The 21,314-nt window shown below is 51.6% G+C and carries 18 protein-coding genes; all 18 read right to left on the bottom strand.

Annotation, left to right across the window (positions count from 1 at the left end; translation table 11 throughout):
* Positions 1 to 47: 47 nt before the first annotated feature.
* Positions 48 to 4,658 (bottom strand): S-layer homology domain-containing protein, encoded by a 4,611-nt coding sequence (locus tag HGBM_RS10730; protein ID WP_019121112.1) that lies wholly within the window; start codon positions 4,656 to 4,658, stop codon positions 48 to 50.
* Positions 4,659 to 4,893: 235 nt separating this feature from the next.
* Entirely contained in the window at positions 4,894 to 5,997 is a 1,104-nt protein-coding gene (locus tag HGBM_RS10725; protein ID WP_019121111.1) for a glycosyltransferase family 4 protein, read from the bottom strand.
* Positions 5,998 to 6,012: 15 nt separating this feature from the next.
* Positions 6,013 to 6,756 carry a WecB/TagA/CpsF family glycosyltransferase gene (locus HGBM_RS10720; RefSeq protein WP_019121110.1) on the bottom strand — a complete coding sequence of 248 codons (744 nt, stop codon included), beginning with the start codon at positions 6,754 to 6,756 and terminating at the stop codon, positions 6,013 to 6,015.
* 71 nt (positions 6,757 to 6,827) lie between these two features.
* The gene (gene fabZ / locus HGBM_RS10715; protein WP_019121109.1) at positions 6,828 to 7,283 is read right to left on the bottom strand and encodes a 3-hydroxyacyl-ACP dehydratase FabZ; all 456 of its coding nucleotides are present in this window, start codon (positions 7,281 to 7,283) and stop codon (positions 6,828 to 6,830) included.
* Positions 7,284 to 7,430: 147 nt separating this feature from the next.
* Complete coding sequence (locus tag HGBM_RS10710; protein ID WP_019121108.1) at positions 7,431 to 7,949, bottom strand: CDP-alcohol phosphatidyltransferase family protein; 519 nt, start codon at positions 7,947 to 7,949, stop codon at positions 7,431 to 7,433.
* A gap of 126 nt (positions 7,950 to 8,075) precedes the next feature.
* Positions 8,076 to 8,321: a DNA-directed RNA polymerase subunit beta gene (locus HGBM_RS10705; protein ID WP_019121107.1), complete on the bottom strand. Its 246-nt coding sequence runs from the start codon at positions 8,319 to 8,321 to the stop codon at positions 8,076 to 8,078.
* Between the two features lie 72 nt (positions 8,322 to 8,393).
* Complete coding sequence (locus HGBM_RS10700) at positions 8,394 to 9,212, bottom strand: flagellar hook-basal body protein (protein ID WP_019121106.1); 819 nt, start codon at positions 9,210 to 9,212, stop codon at positions 8,394 to 8,396.
* A gap of 16 nt (positions 9,213 to 9,228) precedes the next feature.
* Entirely contained in the window at positions 9,229 to 10,218 is a 990-nt protein-coding gene (locus tag HGBM_RS10695; RefSeq protein ID WP_019121105.1) for a flagellar hook-basal body protein, read from the bottom strand.
* A 12-nt stretch (positions 10,219 to 10,230) separates the two neighbouring features.
* Entirely contained in the window at positions 10,231 to 11,247 is a 1,017-nt protein-coding gene (gene mreB, locus HGBM_RS10690; RefSeq protein ID WP_019121104.1) for a rod shape-determining protein, read from the bottom strand.
* A 97-nt stretch (positions 11,248 to 11,344) separates the two neighbouring features.
* Positions 11,345 to 11,629: a sporulation transcriptional regulator SpoIIID gene (gene spoIIID, locus HGBM_RS10685; RefSeq protein WP_019121103.1), complete on the bottom strand. Its 285-nt coding sequence runs from the start codon at positions 11,627 to 11,629 to the stop codon at positions 11,345 to 11,347.
* A 175-nt stretch (positions 11,630 to 11,804) separates the two neighbouring features.
* Entirely contained in the window at positions 11,805 to 12,530 is a 726-nt protein-coding gene (locus tag HGBM_RS10680) for a peptidoglycan DD-metalloendopeptidase family protein (RefSeq protein WP_019121102.1), read from the bottom strand.
* A 90-nt stretch (positions 12,531 to 12,620) separates the two neighbouring features.
* Positions 12,621 to 13,622 carry a stage II sporulation protein D gene (spoIID, locus tag HGBM_RS10675; RefSeq protein WP_026074319.1) on the bottom strand — a complete coding sequence of 334 codons (1,002 nt, stop codon included), beginning with the start codon at positions 13,620 to 13,622 and terminating at the stop codon, positions 12,621 to 12,623.
* Positions 13,623 to 13,749: 127 nt separating this feature from the next.
* Positions 13,750 to 15,078: a UDP-N-acetylglucosamine 1-carboxyvinyltransferase gene (gene murA, locus HGBM_RS10670; RefSeq protein ID WP_019121100.1), complete on the bottom strand. Its 1,329-nt coding sequence runs from the start codon at positions 15,076 to 15,078 to the stop codon at positions 13,750 to 13,752.
* Between the two features lie 19 nt (positions 15,079 to 15,097).
* Complete coding sequence (locus HGBM_RS10665; RefSeq protein WP_019121099.1) at positions 15,098 to 15,853, bottom strand: YwmB family TATA-box binding protein; 756 nt, start codon at positions 15,851 to 15,853, stop codon at positions 15,098 to 15,100.
* 83 nt (positions 15,854 to 15,936) lie between these two features.
* A complete protein-coding gene (locus HGBM_RS10660; RefSeq protein WP_019121098.1) occupies positions 15,937 to 16,173 on the bottom strand; it encodes a DUF1146 family protein in 237 nt (78 codons plus the stop codon).
* Positions 16,174 to 16,295: 122 nt separating this feature from the next.
* Entirely contained in the window at positions 16,296 to 17,846 is a 1,551-nt protein-coding gene (nuoN, locus tag HGBM_RS10655) for an NADH-quinone oxidoreductase subunit NuoN (protein ID WP_019121097.1), read from the bottom strand.
* A gap of 4 nt (positions 17,847 to 17,850) precedes the next feature.
* The gene (locus HGBM_RS10650) at positions 17,851 to 19,401 is read right to left on the bottom strand and encodes a complex I subunit 4 family protein (RefSeq protein ID WP_026074320.1); all 1,551 of its coding nucleotides are present in this window, start codon (positions 19,399 to 19,401) and stop codon (positions 17,851 to 17,853) included.
* Positions 19,391 to 21,301 carry an NADH-quinone oxidoreductase subunit L gene (gene nuoL, locus HGBM_RS10645; protein ID WP_019121095.1) on the bottom strand — a complete coding sequence of 637 codons (1,911 nt, stop codon included), beginning with the start codon at positions 21,299 to 21,301 and terminating at the stop codon, positions 19,391 to 19,393. Before nuoL ends, HGBM_RS10650 begins: the two co-directional genes overlap by 11 nt.
* Between the last annotated feature and the right edge of the window lie 13 nt (positions 21,302 to 21,314).

Here is a 21,314-nt window from a genome sequence, read left to right as displayed (position 1 = left end):
AAGAGCAATCCCTTCCCGGACAGCGGGAAGGGATTTTTTGCGCCAGCTTATTGTTTTGGCAATTTCTTCAGTTGAATCATCATCCGTACCGTGATCGTCGCCATTTCGGCGCGGGTCAGGTTGGTCGTCGGCTTAAAGCGGTACTGCGGCTTTTTCGCCGTCGGATCGACTGGCTCGCCATTCATGATATTGGCCTTGCTGACCGCCAATACGGAATGAAGCGCGTAGTAGTCGATTTGCTGGGCGTCCGTATACATCTTGGCCAGCGACTGTTTTGCCGCGTCCGGAGTACCTGTCGTTTTCAGGTTCATCGCACGGGTGATCATAATCGCTGCCTCTTGCCGGGTCAGCGGTTGATCCGGGCGGAAATAACCCGGCTGTACGCCGCGTACAATACCGGCGCGGGCTGCCGTCTCGATGTATTCGTATTGGTAGTCCCATGTGTCCCGGCTTGGACGCACGTCAGAGAAAGTAGGCTCCAACGGGTTTTGTTTGTTGCTGTCTTCGTAGGGGCCTGCTTTAATTGGCAGATCGAGCGCCTTGACGATCATCGTGGCAAATTCGCCGCGGGTAATATTGAGATTGGCACCAAAAGAGTTGCCTGAGTAATTCGGCATGATTCCTTTGGCAAAAAGCGTCTCCATGTCATTCCGGGCAAATGGATGGTTGATCACGTCATCGAAGGTCTCCCTCGTCTTCATCACCATGTAATAACCAAAGCCCTGGAATGGAACGGTAATCGTCTTTTTGCTCGTACTTACTGTTCCTCCTACGTTCTTCCAGCCTCCGCCATCGTTGTAGAAGACGGTGAGAATGGTGTTGGCCGCATTGACGATCGAAGGATCGTACTTGATCGTCAGCGTTCCCTCTTTGCTTGGCACAAGGTTATCCTTGTAGCGGCTCGGGAAACGGTCCATATTTACTTCACGGCCGTTGATGATGCCTTTATCGTTGAAGTATGGATCTCTTCCTACCGGAGCGTCTACATCACCCGCGTCTACGTAGTAGAGCGGACTTGCGTAGTTAAACTCCGTATCCAGGGTCAGGCTCGACTCCATACGGTTCCCCGGGATGCTTACCTGTCCCGTCGTACGGTCAGCGATACCGAAGAACAGCGGCACATCGGTAAAGATGTCTCTGTTCGGATTGCGGACTTCGCTGCCGGCACGGTTGTCGGATGGAGACAGCAGAACCGTTCCGGACGGGAATTTCAGTTCAAAAGCCTTTTCAAACACGCTGAAGCTGGTCTTTTTGCCAAGCACGTCGCGATAGATCGCTCCGTCTACCGCGGCGTTGGCGTTGTAGATCAACACTTCGTCGTTGTACTTGTTATTGCCGACCTGAACGGTAAACTTCACCGTATTTAAGCCGCTTTTCAGCGGAACAGTCGCTTCGAATACATAGTAGGTTTGCGGAACCATCCTGCCCAGATCGTCGTCGTATTCAAAATCCGGCTTGGTGGTGTTGAGCACGGTCGCTTCTGTCTTCCCGAACAGCACCTTGTCCGCTTTCTCCGCGAAAATCCGAATCGGCACGTTGTTCGTGTTGACGACAATGTACTGGTCGGTTTCCCGCTCTTTTACAGGCGAGAGAATTTGCCAGCTTGCCGAACTCTGCGTGATCGTCACATCATAGCGGACGACAGAACCGAGGTCATCCTGAGCGACGATGGTATAGATTGTATCCCCGCCTTTGTACAAGGTCAGCGGGAACAGCGCCAAGAGCTGGTCTTGATCTTCCGGCTGCGTAACAGCGCGCTGCACTTCTTCAACCAGACTTCCGTTCTGGGAACTGCTCATCTCTGCCTTGAAACTGCCGCTGCGGGACGTTGATGAAAAGTTGCGAGATTCAAAGATTTTTTCCAGTTCGCTGTTCACCGATGCTTCCCGTTTGGCTTTTATATACTCCTGACTGTCTTCGATCTCCCAGTCGCCGTTTTTGTAACGGTAGTCGATGATCCGCTTGCCGTTTTTCTCAACGTAGACGCGGGTGGCGTTTTTCGCGTCAAAAGAAAAGCTGCGCAAGAAGGATGCTTCTGTGCGATAAGACGTGTCTGTCGTCTTTTTGGTCAGTTCTGTTTTGTTGTTGTTTTGTTCTACCTCCAGCTTGACATTTTCAATGCTTGGCAGTTTGGAGGTGAAAAACGATACATTGTAGGTAAAGGTTACTTTCGGTTCATCCGTCAGTTCGACCTTGAGCTCGTTGTTGCCTTTTTTAAAGGCCAGCTTTGATTTTACAAGCCGGAACTCGTTTTTTCCATTGGAAACATTTACATCGCTGTCATCAATTGCTATTTCGGTGCCGTTTAATTTCACTGTGAAATTCCACTTGCCGCCCTGCTTTTGCAGCGGATAATTGTACACCTTTGCGTCCAACTGGCGGATCTCGTTCTCATCCTGCAAGGTAAAACCATCTTCAAAGGCCCTTACATCACCCAGTTTATCTACATAGGTGAATTGCAGGTACGGCGCGATGTGAACATTGACCGGCAAGCTAATTTCCTTCTCGTCCGATCCACCCTTGTCGTAGTAGATGGTTATCTTCCCTTGGCCTGATGGAAGCTTGTTTAACTGCAGCAGGAAAGTCCCGTAATCGGGCTGGCCTGAAACAGCTTGCTCATTGGTTATTTCGTAATCAACCCCTGACGTCAGGGCAGTCGTATTGTAATAGACACTGATTTTGCTCTTGTCAGGTATGCCGGACGTTCCCATTTTAAAGGTCTTGACAATCGCCTTGTACGGAGACTCGGAAATGATGTTTTCCCCCGTCGTCGAAAGCGGTATGCCCGTCAGCGGGTGGGTGACGCTGACAAATCTCGGTTTGCCTTCATCCGCATAGGTGAATTCGTACTGGTAATTGGCAATTTCAATCGGGTTGTTGACAGTCAAATCCCCATTGGTATCGGGTGTCAGATAATTGTAGCCAAGTTTCACCCGATAGGTCTTCCCGTCTTCCAGGAACCCAGTCACTGTCGAATCGATCTGATAAAGCGAGAAATTGCTTTGCCCGCTGGTGCCTGGCGTCGCTGTCACTGTGAAGGTCTGACTGTTGGTCGAATTGCCAACCTCTTGGATGGTCAGAGTAAACTTGTCAAGTTCCTGCTGACCAGGAGTCTCGACGAAACGGATCAGCGCTTGACCCGACAGGGTTAGCGAACTTGTAGTCGGGCTGCCAATCCCGGGAACCGAAACAGTACGGTCCGGTTTCAACTCAACTCCGCCAAAGGAAACCTGGTAGAACAGATCAGCATCATTGGCAGAAGTGGTCACGACAAGGATTTTCCGTTTTATAACGCCTACTTCTTTGTTGGCATTATACGCTCGAATCTCCAGCTCATTTTCGCCAAGCTGAGTGGGAAGCCTTAGACTGAATACGCCTGTTCGGCTGGCACTCGTCTTGATGACATCGCCTGTACGGGTGTTGGTCACTTCGACCGTGTCGGCGTTTCTGGCGTCACCCTCCATGTTTAAAGTCAAGCGGTTGGCCGATGGTATGGTGATCACCGTCAGCGCGGAATCATTCAGCGGAGTGTCTTCCACTTTTAGATTGCTGACAATCGGCGTATTGTTGTACTGTACGTAAAATTTGAAGATTTCCTTCGTGATATTGCCTACTTTTTCGTAGAAGGAGATCTGATTTAATCCCGGCTGAAGGTTGACGTCGCTAAACGTGTATCTCGAACCGCTAATGGTGGGTGCCATGTTGCTTAAATCCTGGGTTTGGCCGTTGCTCGTCGTGATCTTCAGCCGCAGGTTGCTGCCGATTACATCAGAGCCAAAATAACCGGTTAACGTGATCTTTGAATCGCCGTAAATAACCGGATCGCTTATGCTTTTCCCTTTATCCCCAAAGCCTTCAACCGTAATCGGGGTCTCACCGGAATTGTATCTATAGTATATAGTCGCAACTTCACCGGTATTCACAGCATAGATAACAACCGTGTTGTCGCCCGGATTCAGATCGATATCCTTTACCTGAAAAGTAAGGTTCCCGCTGGCCGGATAATCGAATGGCCCCAATGTCTTCTTGACAACTCCGCCGACCCAGACTTCGAAGCTGGGCTTTTTGTCGCTGGCACGATTGTATACCAGGTCCAATTGTGGAATCGTACTGCTATTGGATATTGTGGGATTGTCGAAGCTTTTGCCAGTACCATCGGCTGGACGGTTCTGAATCTTCAAGTTTACGTCTTCGTACAGTTGGCTGTAGTAAATATAAGACTCTACGTATTTCACGTAGAACTTCCCGATTTCAGAAGAGCCTTCCGGTTGGATGGTGACGATGGTTGACCTCCCATCTTTCCGCAGCGGCAATTCCTTGTCAAGGGTAACGGTATCCCCGGAAAAAGGAACCGTTGTCACCGTTGCGTTGTCTACCTTGACCGTTGCCTTCTTGGTGTCAAAAGATGCATCTTTATACTTGAACTTCACATCGTATACGCGGCTATTCGTTACGATGATCGGATTGGAATCCGAATTGGGCTTCGTACTGTCAAACGATTTGTAATCCGTGTCATTAATATCGATGGTCCAATCGCTGTTCGTTTGCGTTGCCGCATCCGCAACCCCAGCCCCAGCCGCGAACAAATTGGAGACCAGCAGCATGAACGCCATCACAGCAGCCAGCCACGGCTTACTTTTCAGCTTTACGAAATGCACTCTATTTCACCTCTCCATATGTATTGTCCATGTTTCCGGGAATTTCTGATTGGAAAAACGTTTTGAAATTCCACCTCCACCCGTACATATTCACTCTTTCTTATTCTCTATACTATTGTTTATCGGCAAGTTAACCTCCAAATTTTAGGCTAAATCGAAAAAGAGGCCCGCAGAATCGCAGGCCTTCGAAAAAGGAAAAACCGCCCTTTGGATCAGGCGGTAAAATTCATTACAATCATGAACTTCTTCTTACGTATTTTAATCTCAACCGTCGATAGGCGTTGATCAGCGGGCGATGACGCCGGCCGACCAGACCGACTACCTCTGTGGCCATGTGGATGATGAACAGCAGCACAGCCAGCGTAATGATCGACGTCCACAGGGCGGCCTTGGTATTTGGCACCACTTTCGTCAACAGGATCGCCGTAGCGCCGAAGAAAATGCTCATTCCATAAATTGTAATCACAGTTGCCCGGTGGGACAGCCCCATGTTCAGCAGGCAGTGGTGCAAATGCCCCTTGTCGGGACTGGAGATCGGCTTTTTGTTGATAATCCGGCGGACAATTGCGAAAAACGTATCCCATAGGGGAACGCCAAGTACGACGATCGGAATGATAAAGGAGACGAACAGCGCTTGCTTGAAGCCCATGATCGATAGCGCCGCAAGGTTAAACCCGAGGAACAGCGATCCTGTGTCTCCCATAAAGATGCGCGCCGGATGGAAATTGAAAAACAGGAATCCGACGATCGCGCCGAGCAATACAAAGCAGTAGATCGCCACGTTAAAATCAGCCATGATGATCGCCATCACTGCCATCGTAGCAGTCGCGATCCCCGAGACCCCGGCTGACAGTCCGTCCAACCCGTCGATCAGATTTACGGCATTGGTCACGCCAATGATCCAGATCATCGTGATCGGGATCGCCAGCAAGGCGAGCCAGCCCTTGGAGAAATCGATGCTTCCGCCAAAAGGCAATTCGACGATGCCGACCTTCAGTCCAAAGGGAATCACCACCACTGCCGTCGCCACCAGCTGTCCGAGAAGTTTCCACTTGGGAGACAACTGCAGCTTGTCGTCGATCATCCCGACGAGCATCACGATGGTTCCCCCGAGGAAAACGCCGAGCATTTCCCGGGTTTGCGGCACGAAGGCGAAGAATGCAACGGCAAATGCAATGTAAATGGCCAAACCGCCCATCCGCGGCATGACCCTCGTGTGAACTTTTCTATGGTCAGGCGTATCCACCGCACCGACTTTTACAGCCAATTTTTTTGCGTATGGTGTCGCAATCAATGCGATGATCAGTGACGTGATAAATCCGTATAGATAGATTGGCATATGAGTTCTCCTCTCCTACGATGGCGATTGCAATCGCTGCCCCCGCTTTTCGCGAAGAACTTTCCAGACAAACCGCGGAATGGCAAGCTGTCGTTTCCAACGAGAAGGTTGTTTCATCAATCGGTACAGCCACTCCAGATGAAGACGCTGCCACAAAATGGGAGCGCGTTTTACTTTCCCGGCAATGACGTCAAAACTCCCGCCAACACCGATCATCAAAGGTACTTGCAGCAGGTCCCGGTACGCGGCAATCCATTCTTCCTGTTTTGGAGCTCCGAGCGCAACGAGGAGAATATCCGGCTTTTGCTTAGCTATATTTTGAGCAATTTCTGCCGATTCTTCCTGCCTAAAAAAGCCATCTCTGCGGCCTGCGATGACAGCTCCCGGGTACCGTTTCGCCAGTTTTTCAGCGGCCAGTTGGTTTACTTCGGGAGAGGCCCCGAACAGGAACACCTTCCATCCGTGCCGATCAGCTCGCTCCATCATGGCTTCCACCAGCTCAATTCCCGTTACCCGGTCTTTAATCGGAAGCCCCAGCCACTTGGCGGCGTATACGATGCCTATACCGTCAGGGACTACGTAGGCTTGTTCCAAGATGGATTGGAAACGCTGATTGTTTTGAGCCAGCATGACGATTTCAGGATTGGCCGTGACGACATGGGTCCCTTCACCTGACATTACCCGCTCCGCCAAATCTGAAACAGTTTCATGAAAACTTTTGGTTGAAAACGGCACGTTCAAAATTCTTGCTGTACTCATAACTTTATCTCCAACTGGATAAGTTGTATCCTAGCAATTCTACTCCAAAAAAAAGACACATTCAAGATAAATCATGAATGTGTCTCATTTTGGGACAAGGCAAACATCAGTTCACCCTCGGCCACCACTTTTCCGGCGACCCGGGCAATTCCCTGTCCCTTGCCGAATGAAGCACGCAGGCGAGTCATTTCCACTTCCAACTCCAAAACGTCTCCCGGCTTTACCTGATCCTTAAAGCGGAATCCGTCAACGCCGGCAAAAAAAGCCAGCTTCCCTTTGTTTTCCTCCATGCTCAAAACGGCAACGGCACCAACCTGGGCCAGGGCTTCTACGATCAAAACCCCCGGCATGACCGGATAACCGGGAAAATGCCCTTGAAAAAACGGCTCGTTAATCGTCACGTTCTTCATGCCGACCGCTCTTTTCCCGATCTCCAGTTCCACGATGCGGTCTATCAGCAAAAACGGATAGCGATGGGGAATAATCTCCTGAATTTGGGCAATATCGAGAACAACTTCGCGTTCCATTGGCAAAGCCCCTTTCCAACATTTTAGCCAACCTGATCATGTATGAACCAATCCTTGAGGACTTAGACTATACCTACTCCCGTTACACCTGTACGGGATTAAGATAAAGGGGCACTTCCTCTTACAGGGAGTGCTCTTTTCCCATCCTCAATACATCTTGTTGAGTAAACGAAATTTCAGTATGTATATCGCACTCGTGATGAAGGAAAATGCGATGACAAGCCAGAGAAAATACTCCGCATACGGAAAGCGGAACATGACCAGCGTGAATACCAGATAAAACAGCACGGTCGTAATCTTGCCGTATACGTTGGCCGGGACCGTCTTTTTGCCGCGAAAGTGGAAGATCGCAGAAGCGACAATCATCCCGACATCGCGCGCAAAGAAAAACAGGGCGGCCCAAACACTAATCCGCTCTGTCAGGTAAAAAGACGTGATGACGGTAAGCATCATCAGCTTGTCTGCGAGTGGGTCCATCATCGTTCCAAATTCGGTTACCATTTTGTATGTACGAGCGATATAACCATCTACTATATCCGTTAAACCGGCCAAAATCAAAATAAAAAAGGCAATCTGAATATGATTCGGCAGGGACGAAAAAAAGATCAGCAGGTAAACAGGGATCAGTACGATGCGGAATACAGTAAGCGCATTCGGAACATTCATCGACATCCCTCCGTATCTAAAGAGCACTCATTTATTATACCCATAACGGTGGGGCACATCAACCGTTTCGGGCAGGCAGTGCAAAAAGGCCTTCCCCTGCATGAAGAAGACCTTCAGCCATTGTCCCTAAGTAGTGGAAAAAATCAGATCGTAGATATGCTTGTACGTCTTGAAATCAAACACTTCCGAGACAGGGGACTTGCCGATTACTCCATAACCGATCATCAAGCCGACGACGAGGGATAAAAAGAGTAAAAAGGGAACGCTCAGGATCTTGGCGGCAACGAAGACCCAGGCCCCGCCTTTTTTCACTTTGGTGTGTTGGTCATTCTCCATCTCTTTCGGGCGGCGGCGACGTTCTGTCTGTTCCATCAGCATTTCCTCCAACCTTGTAGAAAACTTGGGTTTCGCCCCTTTTGGCGAAACCCTGATTACCTGTTAAGATTAACGGCTGCGCAGCGAATTGGCAATCCCCATCATTTGATCGCTGATCGCAATCGCCCGGGAATTTAACTGAAATGCCCGCTGCTGTACGACCAGTTGGGACATCTCCTGATTGGGATCGACGTTGGATACCTCCAGAGCCCCCTGCCGGATGACGGGTGCGCTTTCCGGATTGGCCGGGTTGATGTTCAGAATGTTTAGCGCCGGCGGATTTGCTACCGGATCGTTCAGAAGGTATTCGTTGTCGCCCACCTGGATGTATTGGTCAGGATCAGGAACTTGGAATACCGGGATGTGAGCACCGTAGAGATCGGGCTCTCCATTTACCAAAATCTGTCCATCCCGCCGAATCTCGATACTGCCTTCGCCCTGTATTTCGATTGGATTCCCCAGATCATCGACGAGAACCCCGCCATTTGCGGTCACCAACTGAATCGGCCCGTCAGCCTCCGGTCTTTGAAAGTGAAAATGGCCGTTGCGGGTCAGTCGATATTCGTTGCCAAACCGCACGAGGAAAAAACCTTCGCCGTCAATCATCAGATCAGACGGGACATCTGTCGTCTTCACGCTTCCCTGGCTCATATCGATCCGGGTCATGCCCGTTTTTACCCCGCTGCCGATCCGAAGTCCCGGAGCAGAGCTGCGGCTGCCCTTATCAGTGACAGGTTGATCGTTCATCGAATCCGTCAACAATTCGGAAAAGGATACACTGCGCCGCTTATATCCGACAGTATCCACGTTGGCCAGGTTATTCGCCGTGTTGTCGAGGGCGTTCTGAACGCTGCGCAGGGCTGCTGCGGAAATATTGAGAGACTGCATCTATGTTCCCCCTCCTCTATCCGTTAACCCGGCCGATATCGTTCACGGCCTTGTCCATCGTACCGTCAAGGGTGGTAATGACCCGTTGATTTGCCTCATAGGCTCGCAGAACGGCCAACATGTCTGTCATCGTGCGGGTGGGGTTGACGTTGGCTCGTTCAATCCATCCCTGGCGCAGCGCGAAATATCCGTTCACTGCCGGATCTGCAGGATCGATCGGTTCCAGCTGCGCTGCTCCCTGGTAGCGATAGACGTTGTTCCCTTCCCGTACCAGCTCATACGGGTTGTCTACGCGTGTCAGCCCGATTTCCACCATATCCAGTGAATTGGGGTTGGTGAGCGGTACATCTCTCCCCGCCGGATCGGCCGGGTTCGGATAATACAGCCCTCCGGTGGCTGAAATTTTCAGGTCTTGTCCCACGTTGAGGGTGTTCCCGAAGCCATCCGGCAGATTGTTTATCTGAATGGGTTGGCGCTCCCGGTCCAGCACGTAATAGCCGTCTGCCGTCACCAGGTACCCGTCCGGGTTTACGTTGAAATTCCCGCTACGCGTGTAGCGAATCTGCTCCACCTGGACGGGCCCAGTCAGTTGTTCCCGGTTTTCCAGTTTGGCGACCATGAAAAAGAGCTTCGGCTGCACCGGTTTTCCATTGATCTGCGCTGGGTTTTCCGGAACGGGTAAATTGTCTGTCAAAGCGATGTCGTAAGGGTTATCCGTCTGCTGAATGTCTCCCTGCGCAAAGTTGGGCAGGGCCTCAGACATGTACACTCCGGTGTGCAGACCCCCGATCGGCACAGGTTGTCCCAGCGGATTGGGCCATCCCTGGATATCGGGCCCTTGCTGGTCGCGAATCCGCATGATCAGCTGCTCCGGAAAAGAACGGATGACTCCCTCGTCCTCTTTATATCCGGGTGTATTGATATTAGCCAGGTTATTCGACAGCGACTCTTGCTGGCGCTGCATGGTGAGCATCCCCGCAGCGGCAGTGTATAATCCCCTAATCAAACGAGTTCCTCCTCATCCCAAGTACTTTCTTCTGCGAGAAGGTCTGGGGGCTTTGTCCAGGTAGTCAAGCATCATCCCCGTACCCTTTGCCACGCACATCATCGGATCGTCAGCCACCAAAACGGGCACTTTCAATTCGTTGGCCAGAAGCTGGTCGATCCCGTGCAGCAGGGCCCCTCCTCCCGTTAAAAATACGCCTTTATCAATAATATCGGCAGAAAGCTCCGGAGGTGTTCGTTCTAAAACATTTTTAGAGGCTTGTACAATATCGTGAACCGACTCGGCCAGGGCTTCTTGGACCTGGTGCGAACGGATTGTAATGGTCTGGGGAAGCCCTGTGACCATATCCCGTCCGCGTATGTCCATTTCGTCCTGGCGTCCGCCGTAGACCGTTCCTATGTTTACTTTTATATCTTCCGCCGTACGCTCCCCAATTAACAGTTTGTAAGTATTCTTTATGTATCGCATGATTGCCAGATCAAATTTGTCCCCTGCAACTTTTATGGAAGAAGCGGTAACGATATCACCCATCGAAAGAACTGCAACGTCTGTAGTTCCCCCGCCGATATCGACAACCATATTGCCCGACGGTTGGAAGATTTCCATGCCTGCGCCAACTGCTGCTACCTTTGGTTCTTCCTCGATAAACACTTCCCGTGCGCCGGCACTTCGTTCTGCCGCTTCCCGAATGGCCTTTTGCTCTACAGAAGTGATGTTGGTCGGACAGCAGATCAAAATACGCGGCCGGGCAAACAGACTTTTCCCCCCGATTTTTGCCAGGAAGTGTTTTAACATGGCTTCCGTAATTTCAAAATCAGCGATGACCCCGTCTCGCAAAGGTCGGATGGCGACGATATTGCCGGGCGTACGCCCAACCATACGATGCGCCTCATTCCCTACGGCCAATACTTTCTTGGTATGATTGTCAATTGCCACCACCGATGGTTCATCCAGTACAATACCTTTTCCTTTTACAAATATCGCGACATTGGCCGTGCCTAAATCGATTCCGATATCTTTGCTAAACATGAAAGGGCCTCCCTACTACAAATACATGATTACTACTTTATCATAGGCTGTAATTCGTGGGAGGACAAGCAAAACATTTAACAGTTTTATGCATTTCTTATACACTTTCTTCCTGTTCCCGTTTCAGTTTTCGGTTTTTCCGCTTGTACTTGATCTTCGTCGCCTCTCCTCCCCGCAAATGCCGGATCGACTTGTGATATTCCAGAATTTCTTTTACCTGGTTGGCCAACTCTGGATTAATCTCGGGCAGCCGCTCTGTCAAATCTTTGTGCACCGTGCTTTTCGAAACGCCAAATTCTTTGGCGATCATGCGAACCGTATTACGAGTTTCCACGATATATCGACCAATTTTAATGGTTCGCTCTTTGATGTAATCGTGCACGCCCTTCGCCTCCCTGTATCAAAATTGTCTGATACAATATATGGGTAGGAAGGGACACATATTCTACGTTTACAAGCCTGACAAGCTGATTTAAGGCAATTCTTTTTCTGACTGCATGTACATACAGAAGAAAACCTGCCAATATTGACAGGTTTTCCGTTTAGAACCATCCCTTTTACTGAGTTTGGGTTTTTTCGAGATACTGCTCAGGATTGACCGGTTCGCCCTTCACGCGCACTTCGAAGTGGAGATGTACTCCAGCGTCTTTTTCATACACGCTGCGTCCGGCACTTCCCAATTTTTGCCCTTGCGTGACTTTGTCTCCGACGTTGACGGCGATGTTTTCCAAGCCCTGATAGACGGTCACCATATCGTTCTCATGTTTGATCTCCACAATGCCGCCGACAAGCGGATCGTTGTTTTCCCGTTTTACGACCTCACCGGCCAATACTGCGGCTACATCAAACGCTTTTCCGTCTTTGGAGACGAAGTCGACTCCGGTGTGGGGCGTTACCGATTTGTCGTACTGGACGAGCGCCTTCATCTGTTCTTCCTTGGGCGCCTGATCATCGAAGAAGCGCATGCCCATCTCGTAGTTTACGTCTTTCGCAACTGGCAATGCCAACGACTCAGGTGTTTTGCTTACGGCTACGGTGTCGTTCTCATGGCTGTCATGCGCGGCGCTGCTGTCCTCGGGAGCTGTGACGGAGACTCCTTCCTTGTCCTGGGAGCTGCCTGCCGGCGAATTCGCAGCGTTGCCTTGGAAGTACATCACAATAGCCAGGATGATTGCCGCGGTGCCGATGTAGATTGCAGGAAACGCCCACTTCTTGCCCAAAAATCTCTTCCAAGCAGACTTTTTGAAAGGAATTGGTTGATTTTGATTCTTTTGATCTTCCACTTTTTATCACCTCTATCCCCCAGTATCGCCAGATTTCTGCTGTCTAAACCTGAGGGAAAAGAGAATAATGCGAAAATTTTTCTTGTTCGCTTAGCTCGGCAAGATTTTGTGGTAGTCTTCCAGAGAGACCCCCTGATAAAAGTACTTGATGATTTGCTCCGCCCGTTTTCCTTCCTTGGCCATGCCGTTGGCTCCCCACTGGCTCATGCCGACACCATGTCCGTAGCCCTGTGTCGTAATCTGCAAGCTGTTGTTCTTCAGCGTCATCGCAAACGCCGTGGAATTCAATCCCAGCTTCTCCCTTACTTCCTTTCCCGTAAAGTCTTTATTGCCGATCTGTACTCTGCCCACCCGGTTTCCCGTCGTCCGTTCGATGACAGAATAGAACGTTCCCGTGCTGATCGCCTGGGCGTCCAATGATACTCCCAGTTTTTGCTCAAAGTCTGCCAGGCTCATCTCCGTGACGGCTTGATACTTGGGGGATTCGCGATCCCAGGGACTTGCCACGCTGCGAAGATAGGGAATCGATTGATTCCAATACTCGTTGGCATTTTCGGTAAACCCGTTGCTCGTCGAAAAAAACGTCGCGTCAATCGGTTTTCCTTCAAAGGTGACGATCATGCCTGCTGTCCCTTTTACCGCCTGGCGAATGCGTTCCCTTTTCACGTCGTAATTTTCCTTCCAGATCGCCTTTAGCTCCTCGTCATCCAGGTACTTCTGGTGCTGGACCGTATCGAGCACCTCAGCTCCTTGCGGCACATCCTCAAATTTCCCCTCGGCCAGGCGTCTCACGATGTAAGTTCGGGCGGCAAGCGCCTGCGCCTTCAGGGCTTCCAGTTCGAATTCGGCCGGCATTTCCGCCGCCACCACGCCTTCGATATACCTTTCCAGCGGAATCGTCTCCGTCTTCTGTTTCTCCGACCGGTATACTTTTACTTCTGGCTGAGGTGCGGTGCTGGCTGTCGTCCCTTGTTCACTCTGAGCCGGCACGGCAACACTAGCATTCGGGGAAAAATAGAGAACAATCCCGGCCGGCAGCACGATCAGCAGTATCGGCAGAACCGTAAGCAGAAAAAGCAAGTAACGCCGCAACATCATCTCCACCTCCTGCATTCTTGGGGACAATCTGACCACTATAGTCTATGACCTGTGCAGTAGGGGTAGAACAAATAGTCTATGAAAAAGAAAAAAGACTTCCAAAACGGAAGTCTTGTGGGGTTTAAATGAGATTTGCAGACAGATCGCCTTTCAGCACTGCCGGTTTAACCGTATGGGCTACCGGCACCTCGACAATCGATACGCGTTTGATCGCGGCTCCCAGCCCCTGGAATTTTTCGGTAAAATTGATGTAACCACGGTCCAAATGATGCAGCCCGGTTACTTCTGTCTCACCGTTCGCGATCAGTCCTGCCAGCACCAGTGCGGCTCCAGCACGCAAATCCGTAGCGCACACCCTGCAGCCGGTCAGCTTTACGCCGCCTTCCACAATGGCGCTGCGTCCCTCAATTTTAATATTGGCACTCATGCGGCGGAATTCTTCCACATGCATAAAGCGATTTTCAAAGACGGTTTCGGTAACGATGCTCGTCCCTTCCGAGGCTAATAACAATGCCATCATCTGCGACTGCATGTCGGTGGGAAAACCCGGATACGGCAGCGTCTTTACATCGACAGCCTTTAAAGGGCCCTTTCGGCGCACGCGAACGCCGTTTTCCAGCTCATCCACCTCTACGCCCATCTCGCGAAGCTTGGCCGTAATGGATTTGAGATGATCACAGATGGCATTTTCCACAAAGACGTCTCCGCCTGTGATCGCGGCAGCCACCATAAAGGTTCCCGCTTCGATCCGGTCCGGAATTACGGCATGTGTGCAGCCGCGCAGCTTCTCCACGCCTTCAATGCGAATAGAGCCTGTCCCGGCGCCGCGAATCTTTGCCCCCATACCGTTCAAGAAGTTGGCTAAATCTACGATCTCCGGTTCTTCTGCGGCGTTTTCGATCACAGTCGTTCCCTCTGCGAGCGCAGCCGCCATCATGATGTTTTCCGTAGCGCCTACGCTGGCGATGTCCAGATAAATCTTCGCCCCTTTTAACCGCCCGGCTACGGACGCTTCAATGAAGCCTTGGCCAATGTCGATTTTGGCCCCCATCGCTTCAAACCCCTTCAGGTGCTGATCGATCGGTCTGGTACCGATTGCACAGCCCCCGGGAAGAGCGATGCGAGCTTTTCCGCTGCGGGCCAATAGCGGCCCCATGACGAGAAACGAAGCCCGCATTTTTCGGACCAGTTCGTATGAAGCTTCAATTCCTTCCAGTTTCGTGGCGTCAATCGTCAAGGTTTCACTGTCGTATGTAATATCGATTTGCAGGGTTCTGAGCAACTCGCAGATCGTGTGAACATCGTCCAGTCCTGGTACGTCGTGAATGACGCACACACCCTCTTCAGCTAGAATCGATGCGGCGATGATCGGGAGGACGGCATTTTTTGCCCCTGATACTTTCACAGTTCCCGTTAAAACCTTACCACCGCGGACAACGATTTTTTCCAATGTGTATCCCTCCGCGTGCTTAATATTCCGCTGTGATGATAGGTGTCCCGACGGTGATACGCGTCACATTATTTTTCTTGTCTAAATGAGTGGCCACCTGTACATTCATTTTTTCATGGTTCGTTGTGATGAAATGGCCCCACAGTTCCGTGTACGCGGAAACACTCGTAACCGTTTCATCCTGCAGGCGCTCAATTTCATTGGCTTGGAGAGATGTTAGCACAGCAAAAATCTTGCCCTCCTGCTGATCATCAATCAGTGTATCACTGTACATTCCACGAATACAAGTGCTAAATTGCGGAATCGCCCCGGCACGCCGCAGCGCCTGATCCGCCGTTTGCAACAATTGCACTAGATCTTGTAATTGTGAGCGTTCTCCATGGATGGACAATACAAGATGTGTGACATATTCTTCTCCATTAGGTACCCCAATCAGCCGAAATTGAAACTCCGCACTGCCTGTCTTTTTGCCTGCTTCATATACTTGCAGCTCATTCTCTCTCGTTAGCTTATGTAAAACAGGCACTGAGAGCATTTTACTCCATCTGTCACCAAGATCAATTAGGTCTTTGGTACTGTTTACTGCCTCTAGCGGAACCGAAGTTCGATAAATGATCTCCGTGACCTGGGCGCCCGTTGATTCCACCGCCTGAACCATGGCAGCAGTTTCAGCTGCAGTGACGCCGCTGCCCTGTTCTTTTGCGGCTGCCGGCAGAAAGTACGCCAGCAGCAATGCGAACACGACCCATACCGTCTGCATTGTTCTTTTGGACATCGCAACCCTCTCCCCCGTGCTTTTCTTTCTCTTATTAGAAATAGTCTGCACGGAAAAATGGTGAGATATACCAGTTGCATTCCTTATTTAAACAAGTCCTGCAGCAGTAGGGAGGAACTTAGGTAATCGAGGAAAAACCGGGCAACGCCATGCCCCAGGAATATCGATAAGAGGATTTGCAGCAGCTTCACCTGTGCGCTGTCCGGTTTTTTCACGAACAGATCCAGCCGGAATGCCTGCAGGGCCCACCAGCTGAGCGCGATGCAAACAAGCGAAATAAAAATCGTCAGCAGTGCCGACAAGCCAAATGACCCGAACATCCATCACTACTCCTTACCGTTATGTATGGAAAAGGGGGAGGCAGGTAGCTGCCACCCCTCTCTTGCATGCGGTCGACACTTCATTTGTCCCTCTGAGAGGAAAAACGGTCCCGACCGTTTTGTTATGATTCACTGCTTGGTACTAATAGATTACCAAAATCAAAGCCGGAGTTAAAGTGATGATGCACATATTGGGTGACAAGCTCAGGCGCCGCCCCGAACACAACAGTGGCAATCGCCGTCACGGCGACGATAAACACGACCCCTTTCGGCAGGGGAAGCGGCGCTTCCGTGTTTCCGGGGCGCATATACATCTGCCGGATGAAGCCAAAATAATAGTAGTAAGAAATCACGCTGGTACCGATCATCACGGCCGCCAACCAGTATTGATGCACCGCCACCGCACTGATGAAGATGTAGAACTTGCCGAAAAATCCGGCCGTCACCGGGATCCCGGCAAGCGACAGCATAAAGATGGTCATGGCCACCGCCGCCAGCGGAGAACGGTGATACAACCCGGCAAAGCTCCCCAGATCTTCGCTCTTCCGATCATGGGATACCGCCATGATGATCGCAAAGGCGCCAAAGCTCATCAGCAGGTAGGCGAACAGGTAAAAAACCGTCTGTTCAAAAAACAGCTGTGTCAAAGTCACAAACGGCACCAGCAGGTACCCGGCTTGGGCGATACCCGAATAGGCCATCATGCGCTTTACATTGGTCTGACGCAGAGCCAATGTGTTTCCGAAGATCATCGACAGGGCAGCGATGACAGACAGGAAGAAAGTCGGCTTCTCGAAGAAGACCCTGCCGCCGCTTGCGGACGCATAGAGATTGGGGTCGATCAACCCCACAAAGCAGACCAGCAGCAAGCGAATCACGATGGCAAATCCCGCCGCCTTCGACACGGCAGTGAGGAACGCGGTGATGGGAGTAGGAGCTCCCTGGTAGACATCGGGTGTCCACATGTAATTGGGTACCGTCGATATCTTGAAACTGAGGCCGACGACCAAAAATGCGAACGACAGCAGGATCAAGAAGCTGAATCCGCTGGTATACGCCTCCCCTAAACGCTGAGAGATCTGATAGAGATTTGTCGAACCGGTCAATCCGTAGACATAGGACATCCCGAACAGGATCATCGCCGAGGAAATCGCTCCGGTCACAAGGTACTTGAACGACGACTCATTTGATTGCAGCACTTTTTTGCGCAGGCCAACCAGGATGTACGACGAGATCGAAAGCAGCTCCAGCCCGACAAACAGCGTGATCAAGTCTGCGGAAGAAGCCATGACCATCGCGCCGAGCAATGCGGTCAGCATCAGGTAGTAATACTCCCCCCGGTGCGTCACCTCGTCGGATATTTTCATATAAGACTGCGACATGATCAGGCAAAAAGCCACACCGCCCAGGAAAATCAGCTTAAACGCGTTGCCGAAGCTGTCCACCCGCAGCATGTCGTTCATATAGGAAAACGGCTCTTGATGAATCTGCGCATTCCACAGGACGAATCCTCCCGCGAGAATGACGCCGGCCAAAGCCAGCCAACCGAGGACGGCCCGGCTCCGCTTGCGGAGGCCCAGGTCAATCAGCGACAGCAGGGTAGCAAACCCGAGTATTGTAAATTCCGGCAGAAGGTAGCTCCAGTTGTATTGAAATATATCTTTTACACCCATGTGTCTACCCTCCTATCCCATGTACAATAGGTACGATTGTTTTTAGCGTCTCCTGCAGCGGATCACTCAGCACGGCGGGATAGATACCGATCAGGATGATGAATCCCAGCAGCACGACCATCGGCACCACTTCTAACGGCTGCGCGTCTGCCAGTCGAACCCAGCGTTCCGGCGTCGGACCAAACGTCGTCCGCAGCACGGCCCGCAGCAGGTAAGCTGCCGTCAGGATGATCCCGAGCGTCCCCAGAGCCGCCAGGACCGGCTTGACTCCGAACAATCCGAGGAAGGAGAGAAACTCGCTGATAAACCCGGACATCCCCGGCAAGCCGAGTGAGGCCATTGCCCCGGCAAGCATGACGCCGCTGATGAAGGGCATCGACTTGGCCAATCCGCCGAGCTCCGTGATCGTGGAAGTACCGGTTCGCTCCCAGACGACACCGATCAGGAAGAACATGAGCGCCGAGATAAACCCGTGCGAGATGACCTGGAAGACGGCCCCCTGGAAGCCGATCGTGTTCATGGCGGCCAAGCCTAGCAGGACTACGCCCATATGACTGATACTGGAGTAAGCCATGACCATTTTCATATCTTTTTGCACAAAAGCGAGCACCGCCCCGTACAGGATGTTGATGACTCCCAGTACCGCCATCCAGGTGGCAAAGCTGTAGGCTTCAGCAGGGAAAAATCCGATGCCCATCCGAAGCAACCCGTAAGCGCCCATCTTCAGCAGAATACCGGAGTGGATCATGACCACCGGCGGCGGAGCCTGTACGTGAACCTTTAGCATCCACGTATGGAATGGAAAGATCGGCAGCTTAATCCCAAAGGCGATAAACAAAGCGATGAACAGCCCAAACTGCAGAGCGGGAGACATCAGCTCCGGCGGAAGTTCGCCGGATGCAAACGCTGCGGTCAGCTCGCTCATGTTCATCGTCATCTGCAATTCTTCGTTCGGAACGTTCAGGAACAAGGCAATAAACGCAATCAGCATAATTGCCGAGCCCACGCCGTTATACAGCAAAAACTTGTTGGCCGCCTTCTCTCTCTCCGTGTATCCCCATATCCCGATCAGGAAATAGGCCGGGATCAAGGTCAGTTCGAAGAAGATGAAGAAGAGAAACAGACTCTGGGTGGCAAATACCCCAAGCATCCCGATCAGGAGGATGTGGAACAGGATGAAGTACTCCTTCAACCGCCGTTTTATATTCCAGGACGCAATCGCAGCCATTGTGGCGACAATCGCAGTCAGCAGCATCAGCGACATCGAGATGCCGTCGACACCCATTTCATAGTCGATCTTCAGCGAGACCAGTTCACCCGTCGGTGAGCCGGTCAAGGGGATGGTCACCCATGGCACTTTTTCGGCGAACTGCACCGACGATGACTCATATTGAAATCCCGCAAACATCATGAGCGACAGGATCAGCGGCAGAAGCGTACCCAGCACGCCGATCCACTTGATCGTACCCCCTTGTTGCTTTGGCACAAACGCCAGGACGACGATCGCGAGCAGCGGTGAGAAGGTAATCAGACTGAGCAGATAACTATTTAACATGCGCTGCACCTCCATACGCCGTAAAACCGACAATGAACAGGACGAGTCCCAGCAAGGCGACCAACCCGTACCGCTGCACCTGCCCATTTTGCAGGCGGGTCAGAAGTGAACCTGCGGTGTTCACAATCTTCGCCACCAATCCGACGAGCCCATCGATGATGTACCGGTCGAACCATTGAAAAGCCAGCCCGATTCCAGTCAGCGGCCGGACAAACACCGCTTGATAGACCTCATCGATGTAATACTTGTGATACGACAACTGGTACAGACCGGGAGCATAGCTCACGACGCTCTGAACGGGCAGCGACCGCTTGCCATACATGATGTAAGCCAGGTAGATCCCGAGCAGAGAGACGACGATCGCCGCAAACTGCAAGAACCAAGGGGCGTGTCCTTCTTCCTGCCCCAGCGTTCCGTATATGAGATCCCCTACCGAACCGGACATCAGCCATTCATTCAGGATCGGGGCAAAAGGCATGTTGATAAAGCCGGATACCACTGCCAATACAGCCAGAATGATCAGCGGGATGGTCATGACGGCCGGCGACTCATGTACCTCTTCCGAACCTGCCGCCGTGCCGGTAAAGGTCACAAAGAACAGGCGGAACATGTAAAACGCAGTAAAGAACGCGGCCACCAGCGCCAACACCAGCAGATCGTAGCGGTGGGCCAGGTAGACGGCACCGAGAATATTCTCCTTTGACCAGAATCCGGAAAATGGCGGAATGCCGGCAATCGCCAGGCAGCCGACGAGAAATGTCCACGCGGTAATCGGCGTTTTTCTCCATAAACCGCCCATTTGGAAAATGTCCTGCGTATGAACGGCATGAATCACGCTGCCCGCAGCGAGGAACAACAGCGCCTTGAAAAAGGCGTGGGTCATCAAGTGAAACGCGCCGGCAGTATAGCCTGCTGCGCCGGCAACGCCTAAAGCCAGCATCATAAACCCGAGCTGACTCACGGTGGAGTACGCCAGCACCCGCTTGATGTCCCGCTGAGTCAAGCCGATGGACGCGGCGAAGATCGCGGTAAACCCGCCGACGTAGGCGACGATGCCCAGCGCGACATCAGACGCGATGAACAGCGGATATGCGGACGCCACCAGGTAGACCCCGGCCGCCACCATCGTCGCCGCGTGAATCAAGGCGGACACCGGCGTCGGACCTTCCATGGCGTCAGGCAGCCACGTATGCAGCGGAAACTGGCCTGATTTCCCCACTGCCCCGATAAAGATCAAGGATGCCGTCAAGGTAATCTGCCAGGTTTCCAATTTGCCTGCAGTGATTGCGTTAAAGATATCGGAGTAGTTGAAGTAACCCGTCCACCAGAACAGGAGGATGATCCCGATAAACAGCGCTACGTCACCAATCCGCGTCACCATAAACGCTTTTTTGGCAGCGGCTTTTGCTTCTGGCTTGTAATAGTAGTAACCGACGAGCAGGAAAGAGCAAACCCCGACCAATTCCCAAAATATGTATACTTGCAGCAGGTTGGGGGAAATGACCAGGCCCAACATCGAAAATGTAAACAGAGACAAGTATTGATAAAACACGGGAAAGCGCTCGTCGCCGTGCATATATCCTTTGGAATAGATCTGCACCAGCAGGCTGACTGTTGTCACGATCACCAGCATCATTGCGTTTAACTGGTTTACCTCAAACCCCATCGTCACGACACTGTCGCCCATTTGCAGCCATCTCACATTCAGACCGTAGTCGATGGCCCCCTCTTGAAACCGGGCGAAAAATGTCATGAGCGCCATCACAAAGGAAATGGCCGCAGCCAAAATCCCGATATAGGCGGATCCCTCTTTCAACTGCCGTCCGAACGAGACGATCACAATGAAAGCCAAAAGCGGAAAAAGAGGAATGAGCCAGGCGTATTGCATCATTGTATCCATAAGTTCTCCTTCC

It is taken from the genome of Brevibacillus massiliensis (assembly GCF_000311785.1).
Taxonomy (GTDB): Bacteria; Bacillota; Bacilli; order Brevibacillales; family Brevibacillaceae; genus Brevibacillus_C; species Brevibacillus_C massiliensis.
The sequence above is the reverse complement of the archived record's forward strand: the minus strand, read 5'-3'. Positions and strand labels throughout refer to the sequence as shown.